At 41.1% G+C, this 20,882-nt stretch carries 31 protein-coding genes; 2 read left to right on the top strand and 29 right to left on the bottom strand.

What is annotated here, in order from left to right; translation table 11 throughout:
* Window positions 1–170: 170 nt before the first annotated feature.
* The 29 genes from H4J65_RS03855 to rpsJ all read right to left on the bottom strand — a co-directional run bounded on the left by H4J65_RS03855 (window position 171) and on the right by rpsJ (window position 15,057).
* Window positions 171–1,070, bottom strand: a complete 900-nt coding sequence (locus H4J65_RS03855; protein ID WP_182137246.1) for a phosphoribulokinase — start codon at window positions 1,068–1,070, stop codon at window positions 171–173.
* A gap of 167 nt (window positions 1,071–1,237) precedes the next feature.
* Complete coding sequence (gene rplQ, locus H4J65_RS03850; protein WP_182137245.1) at window positions 1,238–1,645, bottom strand: 50S ribosomal protein L17; 408 nt, start codon at window positions 1,643–1,645, stop codon at window positions 1,238–1,240.
* Between the two features lie 41 nt (window positions 1,646–1,686).
* Entirely contained in the window at window positions 1,687–2,676 is a 990-nt protein-coding gene (locus H4J65_RS03845; RefSeq protein ID WP_146877766.1) for a DNA-directed RNA polymerase subunit alpha, read from the bottom strand.
* 24 nt (window positions 2,677–2,700) lie between these two features.
* The gene (gene rpsD, locus H4J65_RS03840) at window positions 2,701–3,321 is read right to left on the bottom strand and encodes a 30S ribosomal protein S4 (RefSeq protein WP_146877767.1); all 621 of its coding nucleotides are present in this window, start codon (window positions 3,319–3,321) and stop codon (window positions 2,701–2,703) included.
* Window positions 3,322–3,354: 33 nt separating this feature from the next.
* Entirely contained in the window at window positions 3,355–3,744 is a 390-nt protein-coding gene (gene rpsK / locus H4J65_RS03835; RefSeq protein WP_076420861.1) for a 30S ribosomal protein S11, read from the bottom strand.
* Between the two features lie 13 nt (window positions 3,745–3,757).
* Window positions 3,758–4,114 carry a 30S ribosomal protein S13 gene (rpsM, locus tag H4J65_RS03830; RefSeq protein WP_182137391.1) on the bottom strand — a complete coding sequence of 119 codons (357 nt, stop codon included), beginning with the start codon at window positions 4,112–4,114 and terminating at the stop codon, window positions 3,758–3,760.
* 133 nt (window positions 4,115–4,247) lie between these two features.
* Complete coding sequence (gene rpmJ / locus H4J65_RS03825; protein WP_182137244.1) at window positions 4,248–4,361, bottom strand: 50S ribosomal protein L36; 114 nt, start codon at window positions 4,359–4,361, stop codon at window positions 4,248–4,250.
* A 30-nt stretch (window positions 4,362–4,391) separates the two neighbouring features.
* Entirely contained in the window at window positions 4,392–5,717 is a 1,326-nt protein-coding gene (secY, locus tag H4J65_RS03820) for a preprotein translocase subunit SecY (protein ID WP_182137243.1), read from the bottom strand.
* Between the two features lie 8 nt (window positions 5,718–5,725).
* The gene (gene rplO, locus H4J65_RS03815; protein ID WP_182131650.1) at window positions 5,726–6,160 is read right to left on the bottom strand and encodes a 50S ribosomal protein L15; all 435 of its coding nucleotides are present in this window, start codon (window positions 6,158–6,160) and stop codon (window positions 5,726–5,728) included.
* Window positions 6,161–6,162: 2 nt separating this feature from the next.
* Window positions 6,163–6,342 (bottom strand): 50S ribosomal protein L30, encoded by a 180-nt coding sequence (gene rpmD, locus H4J65_RS03810; RefSeq protein ID WP_182137242.1) that lies wholly within the window; start codon window positions 6,340–6,342, stop codon window positions 6,163–6,165.
* Between the two features lie 6 nt (window positions 6,343–6,348).
* On the bottom strand, window positions 6,349–6,858 hold the full coding sequence (rpsE, locus tag H4J65_RS03805) for a 30S ribosomal protein S5 (RefSeq protein WP_146877772.1): 510 nt from the start codon (window positions 6,856–6,858) through the stop codon (window positions 6,349–6,351).
* Between the two features lie 9 nt (window positions 6,859–6,867).
* Complete coding sequence (gene rplR, locus H4J65_RS03800) at window positions 6,868–7,221, bottom strand: 50S ribosomal protein L18 (RefSeq protein ID WP_182137241.1); 354 nt, start codon at window positions 7,219–7,221, stop codon at window positions 6,868–6,870.
* Window positions 7,222–7,230: 9 nt separating this feature from the next.
* Window positions 7,231–7,764 (bottom strand): 50S ribosomal protein L6, encoded by a 534-nt coding sequence (gene rplF, locus H4J65_RS03795; protein WP_182137240.1) that lies wholly within the window; start codon window positions 7,762–7,764, stop codon window positions 7,231–7,233.
* A 12-nt stretch (window positions 7,765–7,776) separates the two neighbouring features.
* Window positions 7,777–8,166 (bottom strand): 30S ribosomal protein S8, encoded by a 390-nt coding sequence (gene rpsH / locus H4J65_RS03790; RefSeq protein WP_404842454.1) that lies wholly within the window; start codon window positions 8,164–8,166, stop codon window positions 7,777–7,779.
* 19 nt (window positions 8,167–8,185) lie between these two features.
* The gene (gene rpsN, locus H4J65_RS03785; protein WP_146877776.1) at window positions 8,186–8,491 is read right to left on the bottom strand and encodes a 30S ribosomal protein S14; all 306 of its coding nucleotides are present in this window, start codon (window positions 8,489–8,491) and stop codon (window positions 8,186–8,188) included.
* 4 nt (window positions 8,492–8,495) lie between these two features.
* Complete coding sequence (rplE, locus tag H4J65_RS03780) at window positions 8,496–9,041, bottom strand: 50S ribosomal protein L5 (RefSeq protein ID WP_182137239.1); 546 nt, start codon at window positions 9,039–9,041, stop codon at window positions 8,496–8,498.
* A 12-nt stretch (window positions 9,042–9,053) separates the two neighbouring features.
* Window positions 9,054–9,368 (bottom strand): 50S ribosomal protein L24, encoded by a 315-nt coding sequence (gene rplX / locus H4J65_RS03775; protein WP_182137238.1) that lies wholly within the window; start codon window positions 9,366–9,368, stop codon window positions 9,054–9,056.
* A 12-nt stretch (window positions 9,369–9,380) separates the two neighbouring features.
* Window positions 9,381–9,749, bottom strand: coding sequence for a 50S ribosomal protein L14 (gene rplN, locus H4J65_RS03770; protein ID WP_182137237.1), 369 nt, complete (start codon window positions 9,747–9,749; stop codon window positions 9,381–9,383).
* 363 nt (window positions 9,750–10,112) lie between these two features.
* Window positions 10,113–10,364: a 30S ribosomal protein S17 gene (gene rpsQ, locus H4J65_RS03765; protein ID WP_182137236.1), complete on the bottom strand. Its 252-nt coding sequence runs from the start codon at window positions 10,362–10,364 to the stop codon at window positions 10,113–10,115.
* Window positions 10,364–10,555: a 50S ribosomal protein L29 gene (gene rpmC / locus H4J65_RS03760; protein ID WP_182131655.1), complete on the bottom strand. Its 192-nt coding sequence runs from the start codon at window positions 10,553–10,555 to the stop codon at window positions 10,364–10,366. Before rpmC ends, rpsQ begins: the two co-directional genes overlap by 1 nt.
* A complete protein-coding gene (rplP, locus tag H4J65_RS03755) occupies window positions 10,555–10,968 on the bottom strand; it encodes a 50S ribosomal protein L16 (RefSeq protein ID WP_146877781.1) in 414 nt (137 codons plus the stop codon). The genes rpmC and rplP overlap by 1 nt, the downstream gene beginning before the upstream one ends.
* A gap of 11 nt (window positions 10,969–10,979) precedes the next feature.
* Window positions 10,980–11,678, bottom strand: coding sequence for a 30S ribosomal protein S3 (gene rpsC / locus H4J65_RS03750; RefSeq protein ID WP_146877782.1), 699 nt, complete (start codon window positions 11,676–11,678; stop codon window positions 10,980–10,982).
* An 11-nt stretch (window positions 11,679–11,689) separates the two neighbouring features.
* Window positions 11,690–12,022 carry a 50S ribosomal protein L22 gene (rplV, locus tag H4J65_RS03745; RefSeq protein WP_126667308.1) on the bottom strand — a complete coding sequence of 111 codons (333 nt, stop codon included), beginning with the start codon at window positions 12,020–12,022 and terminating at the stop codon, window positions 11,690–11,692.
* A 10-nt stretch (window positions 12,023–12,032) separates the two neighbouring features.
* Entirely contained in the window at window positions 12,033–12,308 is a 276-nt protein-coding gene (gene rpsS, locus H4J65_RS03740; protein ID WP_146877784.1) for a 30S ribosomal protein S19, read from the bottom strand.
* Window positions 12,309–12,336: 28 nt separating this feature from the next.
* The gene (gene rplB / locus H4J65_RS03735; protein WP_182137235.1) at window positions 12,337–13,161 is read right to left on the bottom strand and encodes a 50S ribosomal protein L2; all 825 of its coding nucleotides are present in this window, start codon (window positions 13,159–13,161) and stop codon (window positions 12,337–12,339) included.
* Between the two features lie 12 nt (window positions 13,162–13,173).
* On the bottom strand, window positions 13,174–13,476 hold the full coding sequence (gene rplW, locus H4J65_RS03730; RefSeq protein WP_182131657.1) for a 50S ribosomal protein L23: 303 nt from the start codon (window positions 13,474–13,476) through the stop codon (window positions 13,174–13,176).
* A complete protein-coding gene (rplD, locus tag H4J65_RS03725) occupies window positions 13,473–14,078 on the bottom strand; it encodes a 50S ribosomal protein L4 (RefSeq protein ID WP_146877787.1) in 606 nt (201 codons plus the stop codon). Before rplD ends, rplW begins: the two co-directional genes overlap by 4 nt.
* 15 nt (window positions 14,079–14,093) lie before the next feature.
* A complete protein-coding gene (gene rplC / locus H4J65_RS03720) occupies window positions 14,094–14,732 on the bottom strand; it encodes a 50S ribosomal protein L3 (protein ID WP_182137234.1) in 639 nt (212 codons plus the stop codon).
* Window positions 14,733–14,745: 13 nt separating this feature from the next.
* Window positions 14,746–15,057, bottom strand: a complete 312-nt coding sequence (gene rpsJ / locus H4J65_RS03715) for a 30S ribosomal protein S10 (protein WP_070375080.1) — start codon at window positions 15,055–15,057, stop codon at window positions 14,746–14,748.
* Between the two features lie 1,197 nt (window positions 15,058–16,254).
* On the opposite strand from rpsJ, the gene fusA reads away from it, so the two are divergent.
* Both fusA and H4J65_RS03700 read left to right on the top strand, forming a co-directional pair.
* On the top strand, window positions 16,255–18,360 hold the full coding sequence (gene fusA / locus H4J65_RS03710; protein WP_182137233.1) for an elongation factor G: 2,106 nt from the start codon (window positions 16,255–16,257) through the stop codon (window positions 18,358–18,360).
* Window positions 18,361–18,595: 235 nt separating this feature from the next.
* Entirely contained in the window at window positions 18,596–20,599 is a 2,004-nt protein-coding gene (locus H4J65_RS03700; RefSeq protein WP_182195651.1) for a methyl-accepting chemotaxis protein, read from the top strand.
* Window positions 20,600–20,882: the final 283 nt, after the last annotated feature.

The raw sequence follows: 20,882 nt of genomic DNA, 5'->3' as shown, positions 1-20,882 counted from the left end.
ATAAATACCGCTTGGCCTGAGCTCCTTTCAGTCGCTACTCATTGTTTTCCCATTGTTTCCTCCCTGTAAAAATAAGAAATGTTTCACAAGGGGAAAAGAAGCAGAGCGACATGAACAGTAAAGGTTAAATCAAACAATTTGTTACAGGCTTAAAAAGTATTAGCCTTGGGTTACAAGTCACTCATCCAATCAAGTTGTTTGTTTGCTTCACTCTTTTTAAGCATTAAGTCTTTAATCAACGGGGTTAATAATAATTCCATCGCTAAACCCATTTTTCCACCAGGCACAACTAAGGTGTTCATACGAGACATAAATGATCCATCGATCATGCTGAGGTAATAGGGAAAATCAAGTTGACTTGATTCACGGCAACGAATCACCACAAAACTCTCATCTAACGTTGGAATCGCTTTAGCACTAAAAGGGTTTGAGGTATCAACAGTGGGGACTCTTTGAAAGTTAATATGGGTACGCGAAAACTGGGGTGTGATAAATGAAATGTAATCTTCCATACTTCTTACAATGCTTTGCGTTACAGCCTCACGACTATGACCGCGCTTGTCAGTGTCACGTATTATCTTTTGTATCCATTCTAAGTTTACAATCGGTACCATACCAATGAGTAGATCAACATGCTTGGCTACGTCATTATTTTCGGTAACAACTCCGCCATGTAACCCCTCGTAGTAAAGTAGATCCGTACCCTCGCCCAGAGCTTCCCACGGTGTAAAAGTACCCGGCATTTGGTTATAAGGCACAGCTTCATCGAATGTATGCAGATAACGGCGCATTTTGCCTTTACCTGTTTCTGAGTAGTCTTTAAATAATTTTTCTAAGGCGTCAAAATCATTGGCCGCAGCGCCAAAGTAACTTAATTTAAGTTGCTGTTCTTTCGCTTTGCGCTTTTCTAAATCCATTTCTTGGCGAGAGTAGCGATGGAAACTATCTCCCTCAACGTTTGCTGATGTAATGCCCAATGAACGAAAAATATGCTCAAACGATTCTGTTGTCGTAGAAGTGCCTGCACCCGAAGAACCGGTAACAGCGATGATAGGATTTCGTGACGACATAATGGCTGACCTTATTATTAATGGACAATTGTTATACGAGGTATTACTAGGCGGGTCAAGCTTTAGCTAATGTTCTTATCTTAGGGTAAGTAATTTTAGCGCACAAAAAAGCGGAGCCTAAGCTCCGCTTTTAATATCGTCAGAATAAATTTAGTACAAGTACTAAATTATGCTTCTGCGCTGACTTCTTCAACTACTTCAGCTGCATCTTCTACTGCTGGGCGGTCAACAAGTTCAACATAAGCCATAGGGGCTTTATCACCAGTACGGAAACCACATTTTAAAATGCGAGTGTAACCACCTGGACGATCTTGGTAACGAGCACCAAGTTCGTTGAATAAAATACCTACTACTTCTTTATCTTGTGTACGAGCAAACGCTAAACGGCGATTTGCAACACTGTCGGTCTTAGCCAATGTAATCAATGGCTCTACGACCATACGTAGTTCTTTAGCTTTAGCTACAGTCGTTTTAATCAAACCGTGCTTCACTAAAGAGCTTGCCATATTGCGGAACATCGCTTTACGATGACTGCTATTACGGTTTAACTGGCGACCGCTTTTACGATGGCGCATAAGTTAATCCTTATCTCAACTATTAAAAAACGATGATCGACTTAGTCGTTATCAGCTATGCTTTCTGGTGGCCAGTTTTCTAGGCGCATGCCCAGAGACAAACCACGAGACGCCAAAACGTCTTTGATTTCGGTTAAAGACTTCTTACCTAAATTAGGTGTTTTAAGAAGTTCAACCTCAGCACGCTGTACTAAGTCGCCAATATATTGAATTGCTTCTGCTTTTAAGCAGTTTGCTGAACGAACAGTAAGTTCAAGGTCATCAACAGGACGAAGCAAAATAGGATCAAACAGTGGTTTTTCCTCTTTTGGCTCTACTTCAGTTACATCACGAAGCTCTACAAACGCATCTAGCTGTTCAGCTAGAATAGTTGAAGCGCGACGAATTGCTTCTTCAGGGTCTAACGTACCGTTAGTTTCCATGTCTAAGACTAATTTGTCCAAATCTGTACGTTGTTCAACACGTGCAGAATCAACGTCATAGGCAATTCTTACAACAGGACTGAATGAAGCATCAACTAACAAACGTCCAATTGCACGATCTTCTTCCTCGGCATCACGTCGAGTTGAAGCAGGAACATAACCACGTCCCATTTCAACCTTTATACGCATACTGATAGAGCCATCACCTGTCAAATGACAGATTACATGAGTTGGATTTGCAATTTCTACATCACCATCATGTTGGATATCGGCTGCCGTTACAGGGCCTTCACCAGATTTAGTTAAGGTAAGAACAGCTTCATTTTTACCTTCTAAACTTATAGCTAATCCTTTAAGGTTTAACAGTATTTCGATGATGTCTTCTTGCACACCTTCTTTACTACTGTACTCATGAAGTACACCGTCAATTTCAACTTCAGTTACAGCACAACCTGGCATTGAAGATAAAAGAATGCGGCGTAACGCATTACCTAAAGTGTGACCAAAACCACGTTCTAATGGCTCTAAAGTTACTTTAGCACGAGTAGGGCTAATAGTTTCGATACCAACCAATCGTGGTCTAAGGAATTCGGTTACAGAACCCTGCATTATGTCCTCTCTTAAAGTGCAACTTTACTTAGAGTAAAGTTCAACAATCAACTGTTCATTAATTTCGGCAGACAAGTCAGAACGATCAGGAACACGTTTGAAAACGCCTTCAAGTTTCTTGTTATCTACTTCAATCCAAACTGGCTTCTCACGTTGTTCAGCTAATTCTAAAGCAGCGATGATACGCGCTTGAGTTTTAGACTTTTCACGTACAGAAACTGCATCTTCAGCTTTAACAGTGAAAGATGGAATATTAACAACAACACCGTTAACTACGATAGCTTTATGGCTAACAAGTTGACGAGCTTCAGCACGAGTGCTGGCATAGCCCATACGGTATACTACGTTATCAAGACGTTTCTCTAAAAGTTGCAACAAGTTCTCACCTGTATTGCCTTTTAGACGAGCCGCTTCTTTATAGTAGTTGCGGAATTGTTTTTCTAGTACGCCATAAATACGACGAACTTTTTGTTTTTCACGAAGCTGAATACCGTAATCAGATAAACGACCGCGACGGGCGCCATGTTGACCTGGTATTGTTTCGATTTTACATTTAGTGTCAATTGCTCTAACACCGCTTTTAAGGAACAAATCTGTACCTTCGCGGCGACTAAGCTTTAACTTAGGACCTAAATATCTAGCCATTTTCTTTCTCCAACAATCCTAAAAAAAGTACGATTAAACGCGACGTTTCTTAGGAGGACGACAACCATTATGAGGAATCGGTGTTACGTCTGTAATGTTGGTGATTTTAAAACCAGCAGCATTTAGAGCACGGATAGCAGATTCACGACCTGGACCCGGACCTTTAACGAACACTTCAATATTCTTCAAGCCAAACTCTTGTGCAGCTTTACCAGCACGATCTGCAGCTACTTGCGCAGCAAATGGAGTAGATTTACGTGAACCACGAAAACCTGAACCACCAGCAGTCGCCCATGATAAGGCGTTACCTTGACGATCTGTAAGAGTTACGATTGTGTTGTTGAAAGATGCATGGATATGAGCCATGCCATCAGCAACTTGTTTTTTAACGCGTTTACGCGTACGTACAGGTGTTTTAGCCATTATCTAGTTCCTCTTACTTCTTAATTGGCTTACGAGGACCTTTACGGGTGCGCGCATTAGTTTTAGTGCGTTGACCACGTAGAGGAAGACTGCGACGGTGGCGAATACCACGGTAACAACCTAAATCCATAAGACGTTTAATGTTCATTGAAACTTCACGGCGTAAATCACCTTCTACGGTGTATTTATCCACTTCTGTACGAAGCAAATCAATTTGAGCTTCGTCCAATTCACTGATCTTAGTTGACTCTGCAATACCAGTTGCAACACAAATTGCTTTCGCACGTGTTGCTCCGATACCGAAGATCGCAGTAATGGCGATTACTGCATGCTTACGATCAGGGATGTTAATGCCAGCGATACGGGCCACTAAACACATCTCCTATTTTTAAATTAAAATTTACCAGTTGAAAAGCCCGTTAGGATACTCAACCAGCCGCATTTCTTTGTAAATCGAAGCGGCATTATACAGACTTATCTGCATAATGCTACTGCTTAAAGATTTAGCCTTGACGTTGTTTATGCTTTGGCTCTTCGCAAATTACACGAATAACACCAGCACGTTTAACAATTTTACAGTTACGACAAATCTTTTTTACGGATGCACGTACTTTCATTCTATATACTCCGTTACCTAACGACTCAGTCTAACGACCGTAGCCCTTAAGGTTTGCTTTCTTAAGTACATTGTCATATTGATGTGACATCAAATGGGTCTGTACTTGTGCCATAAAATCCATTATCACAACTACAATAATAAGTAGTGATGTGCCGCCAAAGTAAAAATTGACGTCCCATGCCATGATAATAAACTGAGGTACCAAACAGATAAAGGTAATATACATCGCACCAGCTAAGGTTAAGCGAGTCATAACTTTATCGATATATTTTGACGTTTGCTCACCAGGACGGATCCCAGGAATAAACGCACCGGATTTTTTCAGGTTATCTGCCGTTTCACGCGGATTGAAAACAAGCGCCGTGTAAAAGAAACAGAAAAATATTATCGCAGCGGCAAGTAACATGACATACAACGGCTGTCCTGGAGAAATAGCAATTGATACTTCTTGTAGGAAATCAGCAACCATACCTTCACCTTGGCCAAACCAGCTCGCAAGCGTGCCTGGAAACAAGATAATACTTGAAGCGAAAATTGGTGGAATAACACCTGCCATATTGACTTTGAGCGGTAAATGCGTGCTTTGAGCAGCGAAAACCTTACGGCCTTGCTGACGTTTAGCATAGTTAACAACAATACGTCGTTGACCACGTTCCACAAATACTACAAAGAAAGTAGTAGCAAATATAATTACGCCAATTAGCAATAATACTAATAAGTGCAATTCACCTTGACGCGCCGCCTCTGCTGTTTGAGCAACAGCTGACGGCATACCAGCAACTATACCTGCAAATATCAAGACAGAAATACCGTTACCAATACCGCGTTCAGTAATTTGTTCACCTAACCACATTAGAAACATGGTACCAGTAACCAAACTTACTACCGCAGCAAAGTAGAATCCGAAACCTGCGTCCATTACTAGACCTGGCATCATTCCCGGTAAACTTCTTGCTATTGCAATTGATTGTACAGTCGCTAGAACTAAAGTGCCGTAGCGGGTGTATTGACTGATTTTACGTCGTCCAGCTTCACCTTCTTTTTTCAATTCTGCCATTGCCGGGTGCATGACCGTAAGCAATTGCATAATGATTGAAGCTGAGATGTACGGCATAATACCCAGTGCCAATACAGAGGCTCGCTCAAGTGCACCACCAGAGAACATGTTAAACATCTCTACAATGGTGCCCTTTTGTTGATCAAACAACTGAGCTAATACAGCGGCGTCAATACCAGGGATTGGCACAAATGTTCCCAAACGAAGCACAATAAGTGCACCGAATACAAACCATAATCTTTGTTTAAGCTCAGACAAGCCGCCCTTTGCTTTATTATCAATTCCTGGTGTAGCCATAACCTGTACTATTCCTCGATTTTTCCGCCTGCCGCTTCAATAGCTGCACGTGCGCCTTTAGTAACACCTAAACCACGTACAGTAATTGGACGAGTGATATCACCAGAAAGCATGATTTTCACCGCGACAATGTTACGTGTGATTAGGTTAGCATCTTTCAGGGCAAAGATATCGACAACATCACCTGTGATGTTGTTTAGTTCATGTAAACGTACTTCAGCGCGAACTAAAGATTTACGTGACGTGAAACCAAACTTAGGTAAACGTTGTTTCAATGGCATTTGACCACCTTCGAAACCAGGACGTACACTACCGCCAGAACGAGATTTCTGACCTTTGTGACCACGACCGCCTGTTTTACCTATGCCAGAACCAATACCACGCCCACAGCGTTTCTTGGCTTTCTTAGCACCTGGTGCAGGAGATAAAGTATTTAAATGCATTATTAATCCTCCACCTTAATCATATAAGATACTTGATTGATCATACCACGTACAGCGGGAGTATCTTCTAACTCTACTGTATGACGGATACGACGTAAACCAAGACCCTTTAATGTAGCTCTATGCTTCGGTAAACGACCGATAGAACTTTTTAACTGAGTTATTTTAACTGTTTTAGCCATGCTCAATTACCCCAAGATATCTGAAACGCTTTTGCCACGCTTTGCTGCAACAGCTTCAGGCGAATGCATATTCGCAAGAGCAGATACAGTAGCGCGAACTACGTTGATTGGGTTAGTAGAACCGTATGCTTTTGACAATACGTTCTGTACGCCTGCAACTTCAAGTACTGCACGCATAGCGCCACCGGCGATAATACCCGTACCTTCAGAAGCTGGTTGCATGTAAACTTTAGAACCAGAATGCTTGCCAATGATGACATGCTGAAGAGTAGTACCCTTCAAATCTACGGTTACTAAGTTACGACGCGCTTTTTCCATTGCTTTTTGGATTGCAGCAGGCACTTCACGTGCTTTACCGTAACCAAAACCAACGCGACCAGCACCATCACCAACTACGGTTAATGCTGTGAAACTGAAAATACGACCACCTTTAACCACTTTTGAAACGCGGTTAACTGCGATTAGCTTTTCAGCCATATCACTTTGTTGTGAGTTTTCTTGATTATGATTAGCCATTATCAACCCCTAAAACTGAAGACCAGCTTCGCGAGCTGCATCTGCTAACGCTTTCACGCGACCATGGTAACGGAAACCTGAACGGTCAAAAGCAACACTTGTGATGCCTTTAGCTACTGCACGTTCTGCAAGAGCCTTACCTACAGCCGTAGCTGCTTCAACGTTGCCTGTTTTTTCTAACTGAGCACTAACTTCTTTATCTAAAGTAGACGCTGATGCGATTACTTCAGAACCTGTTGGTGCAATCAATTGCGCGTAAATATGACGAGGAGTACGGAATACAACTAAACGATTCGCACCCAACTCGCTAATTTTTGCACGAGAGCGTTTAGCTCTGCGCAAACGAGATGTTTTCTTATCCATAGTATTACCCTACTTCTTCTTAGCTTCTTTACGACGGACATTCTCATCGCTATAACGAATCCCTTTACCTTTATAAGGCTCAGGTTTACGGTATGCGCGAATGTTCGCTGCAGTTTGACCGACCAACTGTTTATCAGCACCTTTCAGTATGATTTCAGTTTGGGTAGGAGTTTCAACGGTAATCCCTTCAGGGATTGCGTGCTCAACCGGATGCGAAAAACCTAAAGATAAGTTTAAAACCTTACCTGCAGCTTTAGCACGGTAACCAACACCGTTTAACAATAATTTCCTTTCAAAACCTTTACTAACACCTTCAACCATATTATTGATTAAAGAGCGTACAGTTCCGGCTTGAGCCCAGGCGCCTTTAGTATCAGCGACGATATTAGTGATGATCTTGCTCTCTTCTTGAGAAACAACAACAGCGCTATGGATCGTATGCGATAATTCGCCAATTGGACCTTTAACTTTGATGTCTTGACCTGATAACGTAATAGTAACGCCAGCAGGGATTGCGACATGTGCTTTTGCAACACGAGACATAATTCTGCTCCTTTACTCTACGAAACCAAGAACTTCACCGCCAAGACCCGCATTGCGAGCGGCGCGATCAGTCATTAGACCTTTAGAAGTAGAAATAATTGCGATACCCATGCCCGCTAATACTTTAGGAAGCTCTTGAGCACCTTTGTATACGCGAAGACCTGGACGTGAAACACGTTTGATCACTTCAATTACTTCTTTACCTTCAAAATATTTCAATTCAACAGTTAATTCAGGCTTTGCATCGCTTGAAACTGTAAACTCTGAAATGTAACCTTCTTCTTTAAGCAAGTTGGCAAGTGCAACTTTTACCTTAGAAGATGGCATTTTTACTGCAGTTTTTGCTGCAGATTGACCGTTGCGGATGCGTGTAAACATGTCCGCGATAGGATCAGTCATCATAACCATTTACTCCCGTGAATTACCAACTAGCTTTCTTAAGACCTGGAACTTCACCGCGCATCATAGTTTCGCGTAATTTAATACGGCTTAAACCAAATTTACGTAAGAAACCATGTGGACGGCCAGTAATATTACAACGGTTACGTTGACGACTACTACTCGAATCACGAGGTAAACTTTGAAGTTTCAATACAGCATCCCAGCGATCTTCTTCAGAAGAATCAGCACCAGAGATGATAGCTTTTAGTGCACTACGCTTTTCAGCATATTGTGCAACTAACTTGGTTCTTTTAGCTTCACGAGCTTTCATTGACGTTTTTGCCATAACTCTACACCTTCTTCTTAAATGGGAAGTTGAAGGCAGTCAATAATGCATGACCTTCTTCATTGTTCTTCGCACTTGTAGTGATAGTGATATCCATTCCGCGAATTTTATCGATTCTATCGTACTCGATTTCAGGGAAAATGATTTGCTCACGTACGCCCATGCTGTAGTTACCACGACCATCGAATGACTTAGGATTTAAGCCACGGAAATCGCGGATACGAGGAATAGAAATAGAGATTAAACGCTCTAAAAATTCCCACATACGTTCGCCACGTAGAGTTACTTTTGTGCCTATAGGATAGCCTTCACGAATTTTGAAGCCCGCAACTGATTTGCGTGCTACTGTCGTGACCGGCTTTTGACCTGAGATTGCAGTAAGATCATTTGTGGCGTGTTCTAAAACTTTTTTATCAGAAATAGCTTCGCCAACGCCCATGTTAAGGGTGATCTTTTCAATCCGAGGGACTTGCATGACACTTTTATAACCAAATTGCTTTTGCAATTCAGCTACAACTGTATCTTTATATAAATCATGCAGTTTCGCCATCGTTTACTCCAATTAAATTAATTCGTTATTAGATTTGAAAAAACGGGCTTTTTTGCCGTCTTCATCTCTAAAACCAACACGATCTGCTTTGCCAGTAGCTGGGTTAACAATCGCAACGTTGGATACATTTAAAGGTGCTTCTTTTTCAACAATCCCACCAGGCTGCTGTAACTGAGGTACAGGCTTAGTGTGCTTCTTGATTAAGTTAATACCTTCAACAAATACTTTGCCGTCTTCAACAAGAACTTTGGTCACTTTACCAGTTTTGCCCTTGTCTTTACCTGCAAGTACGATTACTTCATCATCACGACGAATCTTAGATGCCATTATCGTGACTCCTTATAGTACTTCTGGTGCAAGTGAAACAATTTTCATGAATTTTTCATTACGAAGTTCACGAGTCACAGGACCGAAAATACGAGTACCAATTGGTTGTAAGTTAGCATTTAACATTACAGCCGCATTTTCATCAAAACGGATGGTAGAACCATCTGAACGACGAACACCTTTCTTAGTGCGCACCACTACTGCAGTTAGGACATCACCTTTTTTAACTTTGCCGCGAGGAGTTGATTCCTTCACTGCAATTTTAATGATGTCACCAATGCGTGCGTAGCGACGGTGCGAACCACCAAGAACCTTTATACATTGTACACGTCGAGCGCCGCTGTTATCAGCTACGTTCAGTTGTGATTGCATTTGGATCATTTAATATGTCTCCGCTAAATTATCTTTATAAAAGATTAAATTCAAGGCCAGAAATTTGACCCGTCACTGCCTTCTAAATCCCACTCACAACGAGCGGGCGCGAGATTATAACACCGGTGATTTAAAAGTGATACTTTATTTAGCTAAAAAGTAACCACTATGCTAGGAGGGGTCTGTAGGAGGATTGCTGCCACAGTCTCCGAAAAATGCACTATACCAAGGGTATAATTCACTTAATTATCCCGTATTAATATCACATTTAAAAAATGACGTTTAAAATCTATCTATAATTTTTTGTTGAAAAAAAAGGCCCTGCCGAAGCAGAGCCTTTTCAAAGTTCTTATTGTGAATTAGATCAGGCGATTAAGCTTTCTCTAATACGGCTACCAAAGTCCAAGACTTAGTCTTAGAAATTGGTGCACATTCACGAATAGATACTAAATCACCAGCTGCACATTGGTTAGTTTCATCATGCGCTTTCAACTTAGTTGAACGCGTCATGTACTTACCGTACATAGGGTGCTTAACACGTCGTTCGATCAGGACAGTGATAGACTTATCCATTTTGTCACTGACGACACGACCTTGTAGTGTACGAATTTTTGCTTCGCTCATTACTTACCTGCCTTCTCAGTTATGATAGTCTTAACACGCGCGATGTTACGGCGTACATTTCTTTGCAAATGAGTTTGCGTTAACTGACCTGTGCTTGCTTGCATGCGATAGTTAAACTGTTCGCGTAACAACTCAAGCAATTCAGCGTTTAGCTCTTCAATGCTTTTTTCTTTCAATTCACTAGCTTTCATTACATCACCGTTCTAGTTACGAAAGTTGTTTTGAACGGAAGTTTAGCTGCTGCTAAAGCAAATGCTTCACGAGCAATCTCTTCCGAAACACCTTCCATTTCATAAAGAACACGACCAGGTAGAATTTGGCATACCCAATATTCCACTGAACCTTTACCTTTACCCATACGAACTTCAAGAGGTTTTTTAGTAATTGGCTTATCAGGGAATACACGGATCCAGATTTTACCTTGACGCTTCACGTGACGAGTCATTGCTCGACGAGCCGCTTCAATTTGACGCGCAGTCATACGACCACGTTCCATTGATTTTAACCCGAAAGTACCGAAGCTTACTGAACTACCTACATGTGCAAGACCGCGGTTACGCATTTTAAATTGCTTGCGGAACTTAGTACGTTTTGGTTGTAACATTACTTATTCCCCTACTTACTGGTCTTGCGGTTAGGTTTTCTTTTAGGCTTAGCAGCTGGTTGCTCTACTTGTAATGGCATGTTGCCAATTACTTCGCCTTTAAAGATCCATACTTTGATACCGATAACACCGTAAGTGGTATCAGCACGCGCAATTGAGTAATCAATGTCAGCACGTAAAGTGTGTAATGGAACACGACCTTCACGATACCATTCAGCACGTGCAATATCTGCACCGCCTAAACGACCACTTACTTGTACTTTGATGCCTTTTGCGCCTAAACGCATAGCATTTTGTACAGCACGTTTCATCGCACGACGGAACATTACACGACGTTCTAATTGACTAGCGATGCTATCAGCAACAAGCTGCGAATCCATTTCTGGTTTACGTACTTCAGCAATGTTGATTTGAGCAGGAACACCAGCAATTTTAGAAACCGCTAAACGTAGTTTCTCAACATCTTCGCCTTTCTTACCGATTACAACACCCGGACGAGCCGTGTGGATTGTAACGCGGATAGATTTAGCTGGACGTTCAATTACAATTTTTGATAATGAAGCACGCTTAAGCTTTTCAGTTAAATATTCACGAACCAAATGGTCACCGTGTAAATTAGCTGCGAAATCTTTAGTACTTGCAAACCAAGTAGACGCGAAAGGTTTCGTGATACCTAAGCGAATACCATTTGGATGGACTTTTTGACCCATTCTAATATCTCCTAGCTATCAGATACAATCACAGTAATGTGACTTGTACGCTTAAGGATTCGATCCGCGCGACCTTTCGCACGAGGCTTAATACGTTTCATTGTTGGACCATCGTCAACCATAATAGTTTTTACGATAAGCTCGTCAATGTCTGCACCTTCGTTGTGCTCTGCGTTAGCAATAGCTGAATCAAGTACTTTTTTAACCAAAACAGCAGCAGATTTATTGCTGAATGTTAAGATCTCAAGTGCTTTTTCAACGTGCAAGCCGCGGATCTGATCCACAACTAAGCGTGCTTTTTGTGCAGAGCCACGGGCAAATTTATGTGTAGCAATAGCTTCCATCTAATTTCCCCTATCTCTTCGCTTTCTTATCCGCGACATGGCCACGGTAAGTACGAGTTGGTGCAAATTCACCTAATTTGTGACCGATCATTTCATCAGTTACAAATACAGGTACGTGTTGACGGCCATTATGGACGGCAATGGTCAATCCGATCATCGTAGGGATGATCATTGAACGACGAGACCAAGTCTTAATTGGCTTTTTAATCCCGCTTTCCACCGCTGTCTCTACCTTCGTCAACAAGTGTAGGTCTATGAATGGACCTTTCTTGAGAGAACGTGGCATGGTGATTCCTCTTTAATTAAAAGTACTATTATTTAGCACGACGACGTACGATAAATTTATCGGTACGCTTGTTAGAACGAGTCTTGTAACCTTTAGTTGGTACACCCCAAGGTGATACCGGGTGACGACCGCCTGATGTTTTACCTTCACCACCACCGTGTGGGTGATCAACTGGGTTCATGGCAACACCACGAACAGTTGGGCGAACACCACGCCAGCGTGAAGCACCAGCTTTACCCAAAGAGCGAAGCATGTGTTCAGCGTTGCCGATTTCACCTAAAGTAGCACGACAATCTGACTCTATTTTACGCATTTCACCAGAGCGAAGACGTAAAGTGACATAAGCACCGTCTTTCGCAACTAATTGAGCGTAAGTACCAGCAGCACGTGCGATTTGAGCACCTTTACCTGGTTTAAGTTCGATTGCGTGAACAACACTACCTAATGGTGTGTTGCGAAGTGGTAAAGTGTTACCTGGCTTAATAGGAGCATCGACACCAGACTGGATTGAATCTCCAGCGCTTAAGCCTTTAGGGGCTAGGATGTAACGACGTTCACCATCAGCGTAAAGTACTAGTGCAATATTTGCACTACGGTTTGGATCATATTCCAAACGTTCTACTTTAGCAGGGATACCATCTTTATTACGTTTAAAGTCAACCATACGATAATGTTGCTTGTGTCCACCACCAATGTGACGAACAGTAATGCGACCATTATTGTTACGACCACCAGATTTAGACTTAGTGTCTAACAATGGTGCGTAAGGCTTACCTTTATGCAACTCCGTGTTTACCACTTTAACAACGTGGCGACGACCCGGAGAAGTAGGTTTACATTTAACTATAGCCATTTTCGTAAACTCCTATGATTCCGCGCCAACGAAGTTGATGTCGCTGCCTTCAGCAAGTGTAACGTATGCTTTTTTCCAATCGCTTCTGCGACCAAAACGAGCACCAGTACGTTTCACTTTACCTTTGACATTTAATGTACGAACACCATCAACTGAAACTTCAAAAAGTTTCTCAACAGCAGCTTTGATTTCAGCTTTAGTAGCAGTAGTGGCAACTTTGAAAACAACTGTGTTGTTAACTTCAGCAGCCATTGTGCTTTTCTCAGAAATGTTCGGTGCTAAAAGCACTTTCAGTAAACGTTCTTCGTTTATCATCCTAACATCTCCTCAAGTTGCTTAACTGCTGATGCAGTCATCAAAACTTTTTCGAAACCTACCAAGCTAACTGGGTCAATACCGTCTACGTCACGCACGTCAACTTTATACAAGTTGCGCGCTGATAAGAACAAGTTCTCATCAACATCTGGAGTAACGATTAATACGTCTTTTAGCTCCAATGCGTTTAGTTTAGCTACTAACTCTTTAGTTTTTGGTGTTTCAACTGTAAAATTTTCTACCACGATCAAGCGTTCTTGACGAACAAGCTCAGAAAGGATGCTTTTAATCGCACCACGGTACATTTTACGGTTTACTTTTTGGCTGTGATCCTGTGGCTTAGCAGCGAATGTTACGCCACCTGTACGCCAGATTGGACCACGACTAGTACCAGCACGTGCACGGCCAGTACCTTTTTGACGCCATGGTTTTGCGCCACCACCACTAACTTCTGAACGAGTTTTTTGAGCACGAGTACCTGCACGAGCACCAGCTGCATAAGCAACTACTACTTGGTGTACAAGAGCTTCATTAAACTCAAGTCCAAAAGTTGTTTCAGAAACTTCAAGAGCGCCTGAAGCGTCTTTTAATGCTAATTCCATCACAAATCTCCTGGACTAGGCTTTAACAGCTGGTTTGATGATTACGCTACCGTTGATTGCACCCGGAACCGCACCTTTAATAAGGAGCAAGTTACGTTCTACATCAACACGAACCAATTCAAGGTTTTGCGTTGTAACTTTTGCAGCACCCATGTGACCAGACATTTTTTTGCCTTTGAAAACACGACCTGGTGTTTGACACATACCTATCGAACCGTTTGAACGGTGAGATAGTGAGTTACCATGAGTTGCATCTTGCATTGAAAAATTCCAACGCTTAATACCACCTTGGAAACCTTTACCTTTTGAGGTGCCAGTAACATCTACTAATTTCGTGTCATTAAATAGCTCAACAGTGATTTCACTGCCAGCTACAAGACCTTCGCCTTCATTTGCATTTAAGCGGAATTCCCACAGGCCACGGCCTGCTTCGATACCAGCTTTCGCAAAATGACCAGCTGTTGGCTTGTTAACACGGTTAGCTTTTTTGCTTCCCGTAGTAACTTGAAGCGCCGAATAACCATCGTTGTCAACAGTTTTAACCTGAGCAACACGGTTCGCTTCAACTTCTAGGACGGTGACAGGAGTAGATACGCCATCTTCAGAGAAGATGCGAGTCATGCCCACTTTACGTCCAACTAGACCTATAGTCATGTTAAAACTCCTATTAACCCAAGCTGATTTGAACGTCAACACCAGCTGCAAGATCTAAACGCATTAATGCATCTACAGTCTTCTCAGTTGGTTCTACGATATCAATCATGCGTTTGTGAGTACGAATTTCGTACTGATCACGTGCATCTTTGTTAACGTGTGGTGAAGTCAAGATAGTGAAACGTTCTTTGCGTGTAGGAAGTGGAATTGGACCACGAACCTGTGCGCCAGTACGTTTAGCAGTATCAACGATTTCAGCTGTTGATTGATCAATCAAGCGATGATCGAACGCTTTCAAACGAATGCGAATTCTTTGATTTGACATTAAGACAAATCCCCATTTTAAAGAACAACAAAATACTGCCCATCACCTTTTTATATAAAAGGGGGGAGTATCGCTATAACATTCAACTCCATATCGGAATTGCTGTGTGTTAACTATTAATAATTTAAACTAATACGTTAACTGATAAACACGTTGAGACTAGCTCGACGTGGAGGCGTATTATACAGAGAGCGATGATAATTTCAACTATTTATTTAACCGCTTTAACACCTATAACCTTTTCGCTTTTAAATACAGGCTTGCAAGTCTAGAAAGGCTTAGCTATATATGGATTGAAGAGTAGACTATCGATGATAAGTGCTGTGTAAAGTAGGCTATCCTCATCAGCAATAATTGTGCTTTTCTTGCAATCAATAATATAACAAATGAGCCTTTAATAACTTGTCTGTAAGAAGTTGATCTTAACGCTAGCAAAATCGCCTCTTACCATCATACTTAATCAAATGCTGATAGAGATAATGCTATCAGGCGTCTTATATTCCCTGCAGGCAAGTGAATTTAGTCTGTAAGGGTGTATAAATGTTGAGTCTGAACAACACTCAATAAGCTTGGGCCAGCAAGCAAAACCTTCTATAAATAGCTTTAATAAACAAGAGGAATGGTTTTCTGCTCGCGTCGATGATTTATTTCTTCATCAATTAAGCTGTCTCGCCACTGTTGCTATTAAAGCAGCACTGAACCTAATTACTGAAAATGGCACTTACCTTCGAATTGTCCTTTAATCTGATTGCCTAGTTTAGTGCTAAAATAGTATATTGCAGTATGTCGGGTATAGTCTTATGACATTATGATGGTGTTTGCTCAATAGAGACTAATATTAGATGGTTTAAACTAGGCTAAAAATATTCACTCAAGCGGTATAGATAATGTCAAAACACTATCAACACAATGTCAAAACAATATTTAAAGCCATATGGCCTTGATTCCAATTTCATTGCAGTTTTCAATCGCTATATTTAATAGCCATATATAAGCAGAGCTATTGGTTTGTTATTTTTTTATTTATTATCTCAATACCACCAAATATGTTTCACAACTGAGCTTTTTAACTGCGCTGAGCAAAAATTAGCAAACTTAAATGATTTTTTATGTCGATTCGTCTTGAGTAATGGTATACTCGCGCGCAAATTTTCAACAATTCCGCTTTTTTAGTAGCGACTTAAATAGAGTAAAGTAATGGCAGATTTATCTAAATACAGAAACATTGGTATCTTCGCTCACGTTGATGCTGGTAAAACCACAACAACTGAACGTATCCTTAAACTTACCGGTCAGATCCATAAAACAGGTGAAGTACATGATGGTGAATCTACGACTGACTTCATGGAACAAGAAGCTGAGCGCGGTATTACCATCCAGTCTGCTGCGGTAAGCTGTTTTTGGGACGATCACCGTTTTAACGTAATCGATACTCCTGGTCACGTTGATTTCACCGTTGAAGTTTACCGTTCACTTAAAGTACTTGATGGCGGTATTGGTGTATTTTGTGGCTCTGGTGGTGTTGAGCCACAATCAGAAACTAACTGGCGTTATGCGAATGACTCAAAAGTTGCCCGTATTATCTTTGTAAACAAATTAGACCGTTTAGGTGCTGATTTTTATCGTGTTGTTAAACAAACTGAGACAGTACTTGGTGCTAACCCACTTATCATGGTGTTGCCAATTGGTGAAGAAGATGAGTTTGTTGGTGTTGTTGACCTACTTACCCGCAAAGCATGGATATGGGATGCAACCGGTCTTCCAGAAAACTTCGAAATCACTGATGTACCTGCAGACATGGTTGATAAAGTAGAAGAATACCGCGAAATGCTTCTTGAAACTGCTCTTGAGCAAGATGATGATCTTTTCGAAGCCTATCTAGAAGAAGGCACAGAGCCATCTATGGAAGACATCAAACGTTGTATCCGTAAAGGCACACGTACTATGGACTTCTTCCCTACTTACTGTGGTTCTGCGTTTAAAAACAAAGGTGTTCAAAACATTCTTGATGCCGTTGTTGATTACTTACCATCACCAGTGGATGTTGATCCACAACCACTTACTGATGAAGAAGGTGAGCCTAATGGTAAATACGCAATCGTTTCTGCAGATGAAACATTCAAAGCGTTAGCATTCAAAATCACTGATGACCGTTTTGGTACATTAACTTTCGTACGTATCTATTCAGGTACGTTGAAGAAAGGCGATAGCATTCTTAATGCTGCAACAGGAAAAACTGAGCGTGTTGGTCGCATGTGTGAAATGCAAGCCGATGACCGTAACGAACTTACTTCAGCACAAGCCGGTGATATCATCGCGATTGTTGGTATGAAAAGTAACGTTCAGACAGGTCACACATTATGTGATCCAAAGCACCCAATCATCCTAGAAGCTATGGTATTCCCTAAGCCTGTAATTTCAATTTCTGTGACACCAAAAGATAAAGGTTCAACGGAAAAAATGGGTATTGCTATCGGTAAAATGGTTGCTGAAGATCCAACATTCCAAGTTGAAACTGACATAGATTCAGGTGAAACAATCTTATCTGGTATGGGTGAACTTCACTTAGATATCAAAGTAGATATTCTAAAACGTACTTACGGTGTTGAATTAGCTGTTGGTAAACCACAAGTTGCTTACCGTGAAACTATTACTCAAGAAATTGATGATAGCTATACGCATAAGAAACAATCGGGTGGTTCTGGTCAATTTGGTAAAATTGATTATATCATCCGTCCAGGTGAACCAAATTCTGGTTTTACATTCTCATCAAAAGTTGTTGGTGGTAATGTACCAAAAGAATTCTTCCCAGCTATTGAAAAAGGCTTCAAAGGCATGATGGATACTGGTGTTCTTGCTGGTTTCCCTGTACTTGACGTTGAAATTGAATTATACGATGGTGGCTTCCATGCTGTCGATTCATCTGCTGTTGCATTTGAACTCGCTGCTCGTGGTGCTTTCCGTCAATCAATTCCAAAAGCTGGTGCCCAGTTAATCGAACCTATCATGAAAGTTGATGTGTTTACGCCTGATGATCACGTTGGTGATGTTATTGGTGATTTAAACCGTCGTCGTGGCATGATCGCAGGTCAAGATGCTGGTGTTTCTGGTGTTCGTATTAAAGCTGATGTACCACTTTCAGAAATGTTTGGTTACATCGGAACTTTACGTACAATGACATCAGGTCGTGGTCAATTCTCTATGGAATTCTCTCACTACTCTCCATGTCCAAGCAACGTGGCAGAAGCCGTTATTGCTGAAGTAAAAGAAATGAAAGAAGCTAAAGCTAAAGCTAAAAAGTAATTCACTTACTTTAGTCTTTTAATAAAAGGATGCTTCGGCATCCTTTTTTATTACCTAAAACATCCTCAGCAAGCGCGCGCAAAATATAGCCATGAGATAAAGCACGTGATACTATTTTCTTTAAGTGCTGATGTTTTATGAATGTTTCATCCATTTGTTATTACTGACGTTATTACTGATGTTAGTACGATTTACCCTCTTAATAATAAGATTTCTCAAATAGGTATTAAATAGTATGTTCATTTTTTTTAGTCAATCAATAATGCGAAAATTGGTGATTACCATATCAAGCGCAGTTGCCATACTACTGGTCATTACCTCATTCTTTATTTTATCCAATGTGAGTGATAATACCAGAGAGCAACTTATCTCTGATATAGAGAATATTGTTACTTTGCAATCAACCAAAGTGAAAGAATTTTTTGTCGCAAAAGGCCAAATAAATCATAGTGTATTTGCTAACCCCTTGGTTATTGATTGGTTTAACAACTACGATAAACGACTTTCCGATATCAGTGATAATAAGCAATACCAAGATGTAACCCGGTATTTTAAATTCTTTTCAGAAAAAGACCCTGCGATAAAAAGTGTATTTTTTGGTAGCGAAAATACCCATGAATATTTCGACTTAAATGGTCGTTATGACGATGATAAATATTACACCAATAAGCGACCTTGGTGGTCGAGCAGTCTTAGCGCAGCAACAATGTATGTCACTGAACCCGCAGTAGACAATAACGACGGTTCAATTTCAGCCACTATTACTTCACCCTACTATTTACCCGATGGACAATTATTAGGTATTGGTGGTATGGACATTCTAATTACCACCATAGGACATGATTTACTCGCCCCTATTAAATATAAAAACGAAGGAGAAGCCTTCTTAATGACAGACACAGGAAAATTAGTCTTCTTCCCTGGCTTTGATGATAATTTCAAACCTGGAGATACTATGGCCAGTGTAGATAGCCAATTCTCAAACACATCGGGCTTTTCACAATTGCAAACGACTCTTGCTCAGAACGATAGTGGCATTACCCAGGTATCTCTGCGTGGCATAGACTATCAAGTCATTTTTAATCAAGTCAAAAGTGACTATCCGCTAATGAATTGGAAACTTGGCTTTCTGGTCCCTGAGCAACTAATAGCAAAGCCGGTTGAAGCAGCTTTTAGGTCTTCTGTGGCTATTGTTATCGCGATTATTATTATGATTGCTATTGTTGTGTGGCTAAGCGTATTACCTTTTGTTAAGCGCATAACAAGCCTTAGAAATGCCATGAAAGACATTGCCGATGGCGATGGTGATTTAACCCAAAGAATAGCGCCGTTAAAGAATGATGAAATTGGCAAGTTGGTTGATGAATTCAATCTCTTTGTTGATTCAATTCAACAACTGGTCAGTCAAACTATCGTTATTACTAGAGAAGTGTCAGCTTCAAGTGGTGCCGCAGAGAAAATCGGCAAAAAAACAGTTCATATTGTTGAAGCGCAAAAACGAGAAATAGATCTTGTCGCCACCGCAGCCACCGAATTAGCTCAAACCAGCATCGAGATATCTAACAACACAAATTATTCAAAACAATTGGTGACGAAAGCTGAAGAGAAAGTGGCCTTAGGCTCTGATGTTGTTAACCAAGCTACCATTGGCATTCAACAACTTTCAAATAATGTTGATGACGCATCACAGGTTGTGCATCAGCTAAAAACAGGCACGCAAACCATTGGTGATGTTGTCACCGTAATACGCAGTATCGCAGAACAAACAAATTTATTGGCGTTAAACGCAGCCATTGAAGCGGCTAGAGCCGGAGAACAAGGCCGAGGCTTTGCTGTTGTTGCTGACGAGGTTCGCACCCTTGCGTCACGTACCCAAGAATCTACCGCTAATATCCAACGCATAATTGAAGAGCTACAAGCAACCGCGGTAAATGCCGTAGGAGTGATGGAGTCTAGTTGCTTGCAGGCAGAAAATAGTGTCCAGCTAACACAGCAAGTACAGCAAGTATTAGCTGATATTGCAGAGGTTATTGGTCAGTTTCAAAGCCAAACGTTTGAAGTAGCCCATGCAGTAGAACAACAAGCCAATGTCGCCGAAGAAGTATCGAAAAACATTGAGAACGTTAGAGTGTTAACTGACGATACTGTTGATGTCTCCACAACGATGAAAACTAGTCTGGCCAATTTATCTGATCAAGCTAATTCATTGTCAAAAGTCGTCAACCAATTTAACGTTTAGCCTAAGCGGAAACCTCTTACAGACAGAAAACCGCCGTGGTGTGAATTCATGCTGCGGTTAACACACTACTAAGACGCTAACTTTCTGCTACAGTTACTTGCTTCAGCATTATCGTCATCACCGCTTTAGACTTGTGATGAAAGTAACGCTGATAGGTCAATACCTATCTATGATTTGTGCAGGCAATTGTAGATACCATACTAGCCACTATTGAGCTATTCGCACTTAACTATACTCAGCTACAAAACAAAAAAGACGCCTAAGCGTCTTTTTTTTATCGTGT

It is taken from the genome of Colwellia sp. MB02u-9 (genome assembly GCF_014077085.1).
Taxonomy (GTDB): Bacteria; Pseudomonadota; Gammaproteobacteria; order Enterobacterales; family Alteromonadaceae; genus Cognaticolwellia.
Note: the sequence above shows the minus strand (reverse complement) of the source record. Positions and strands in the feature narration are given on the sequence as shown.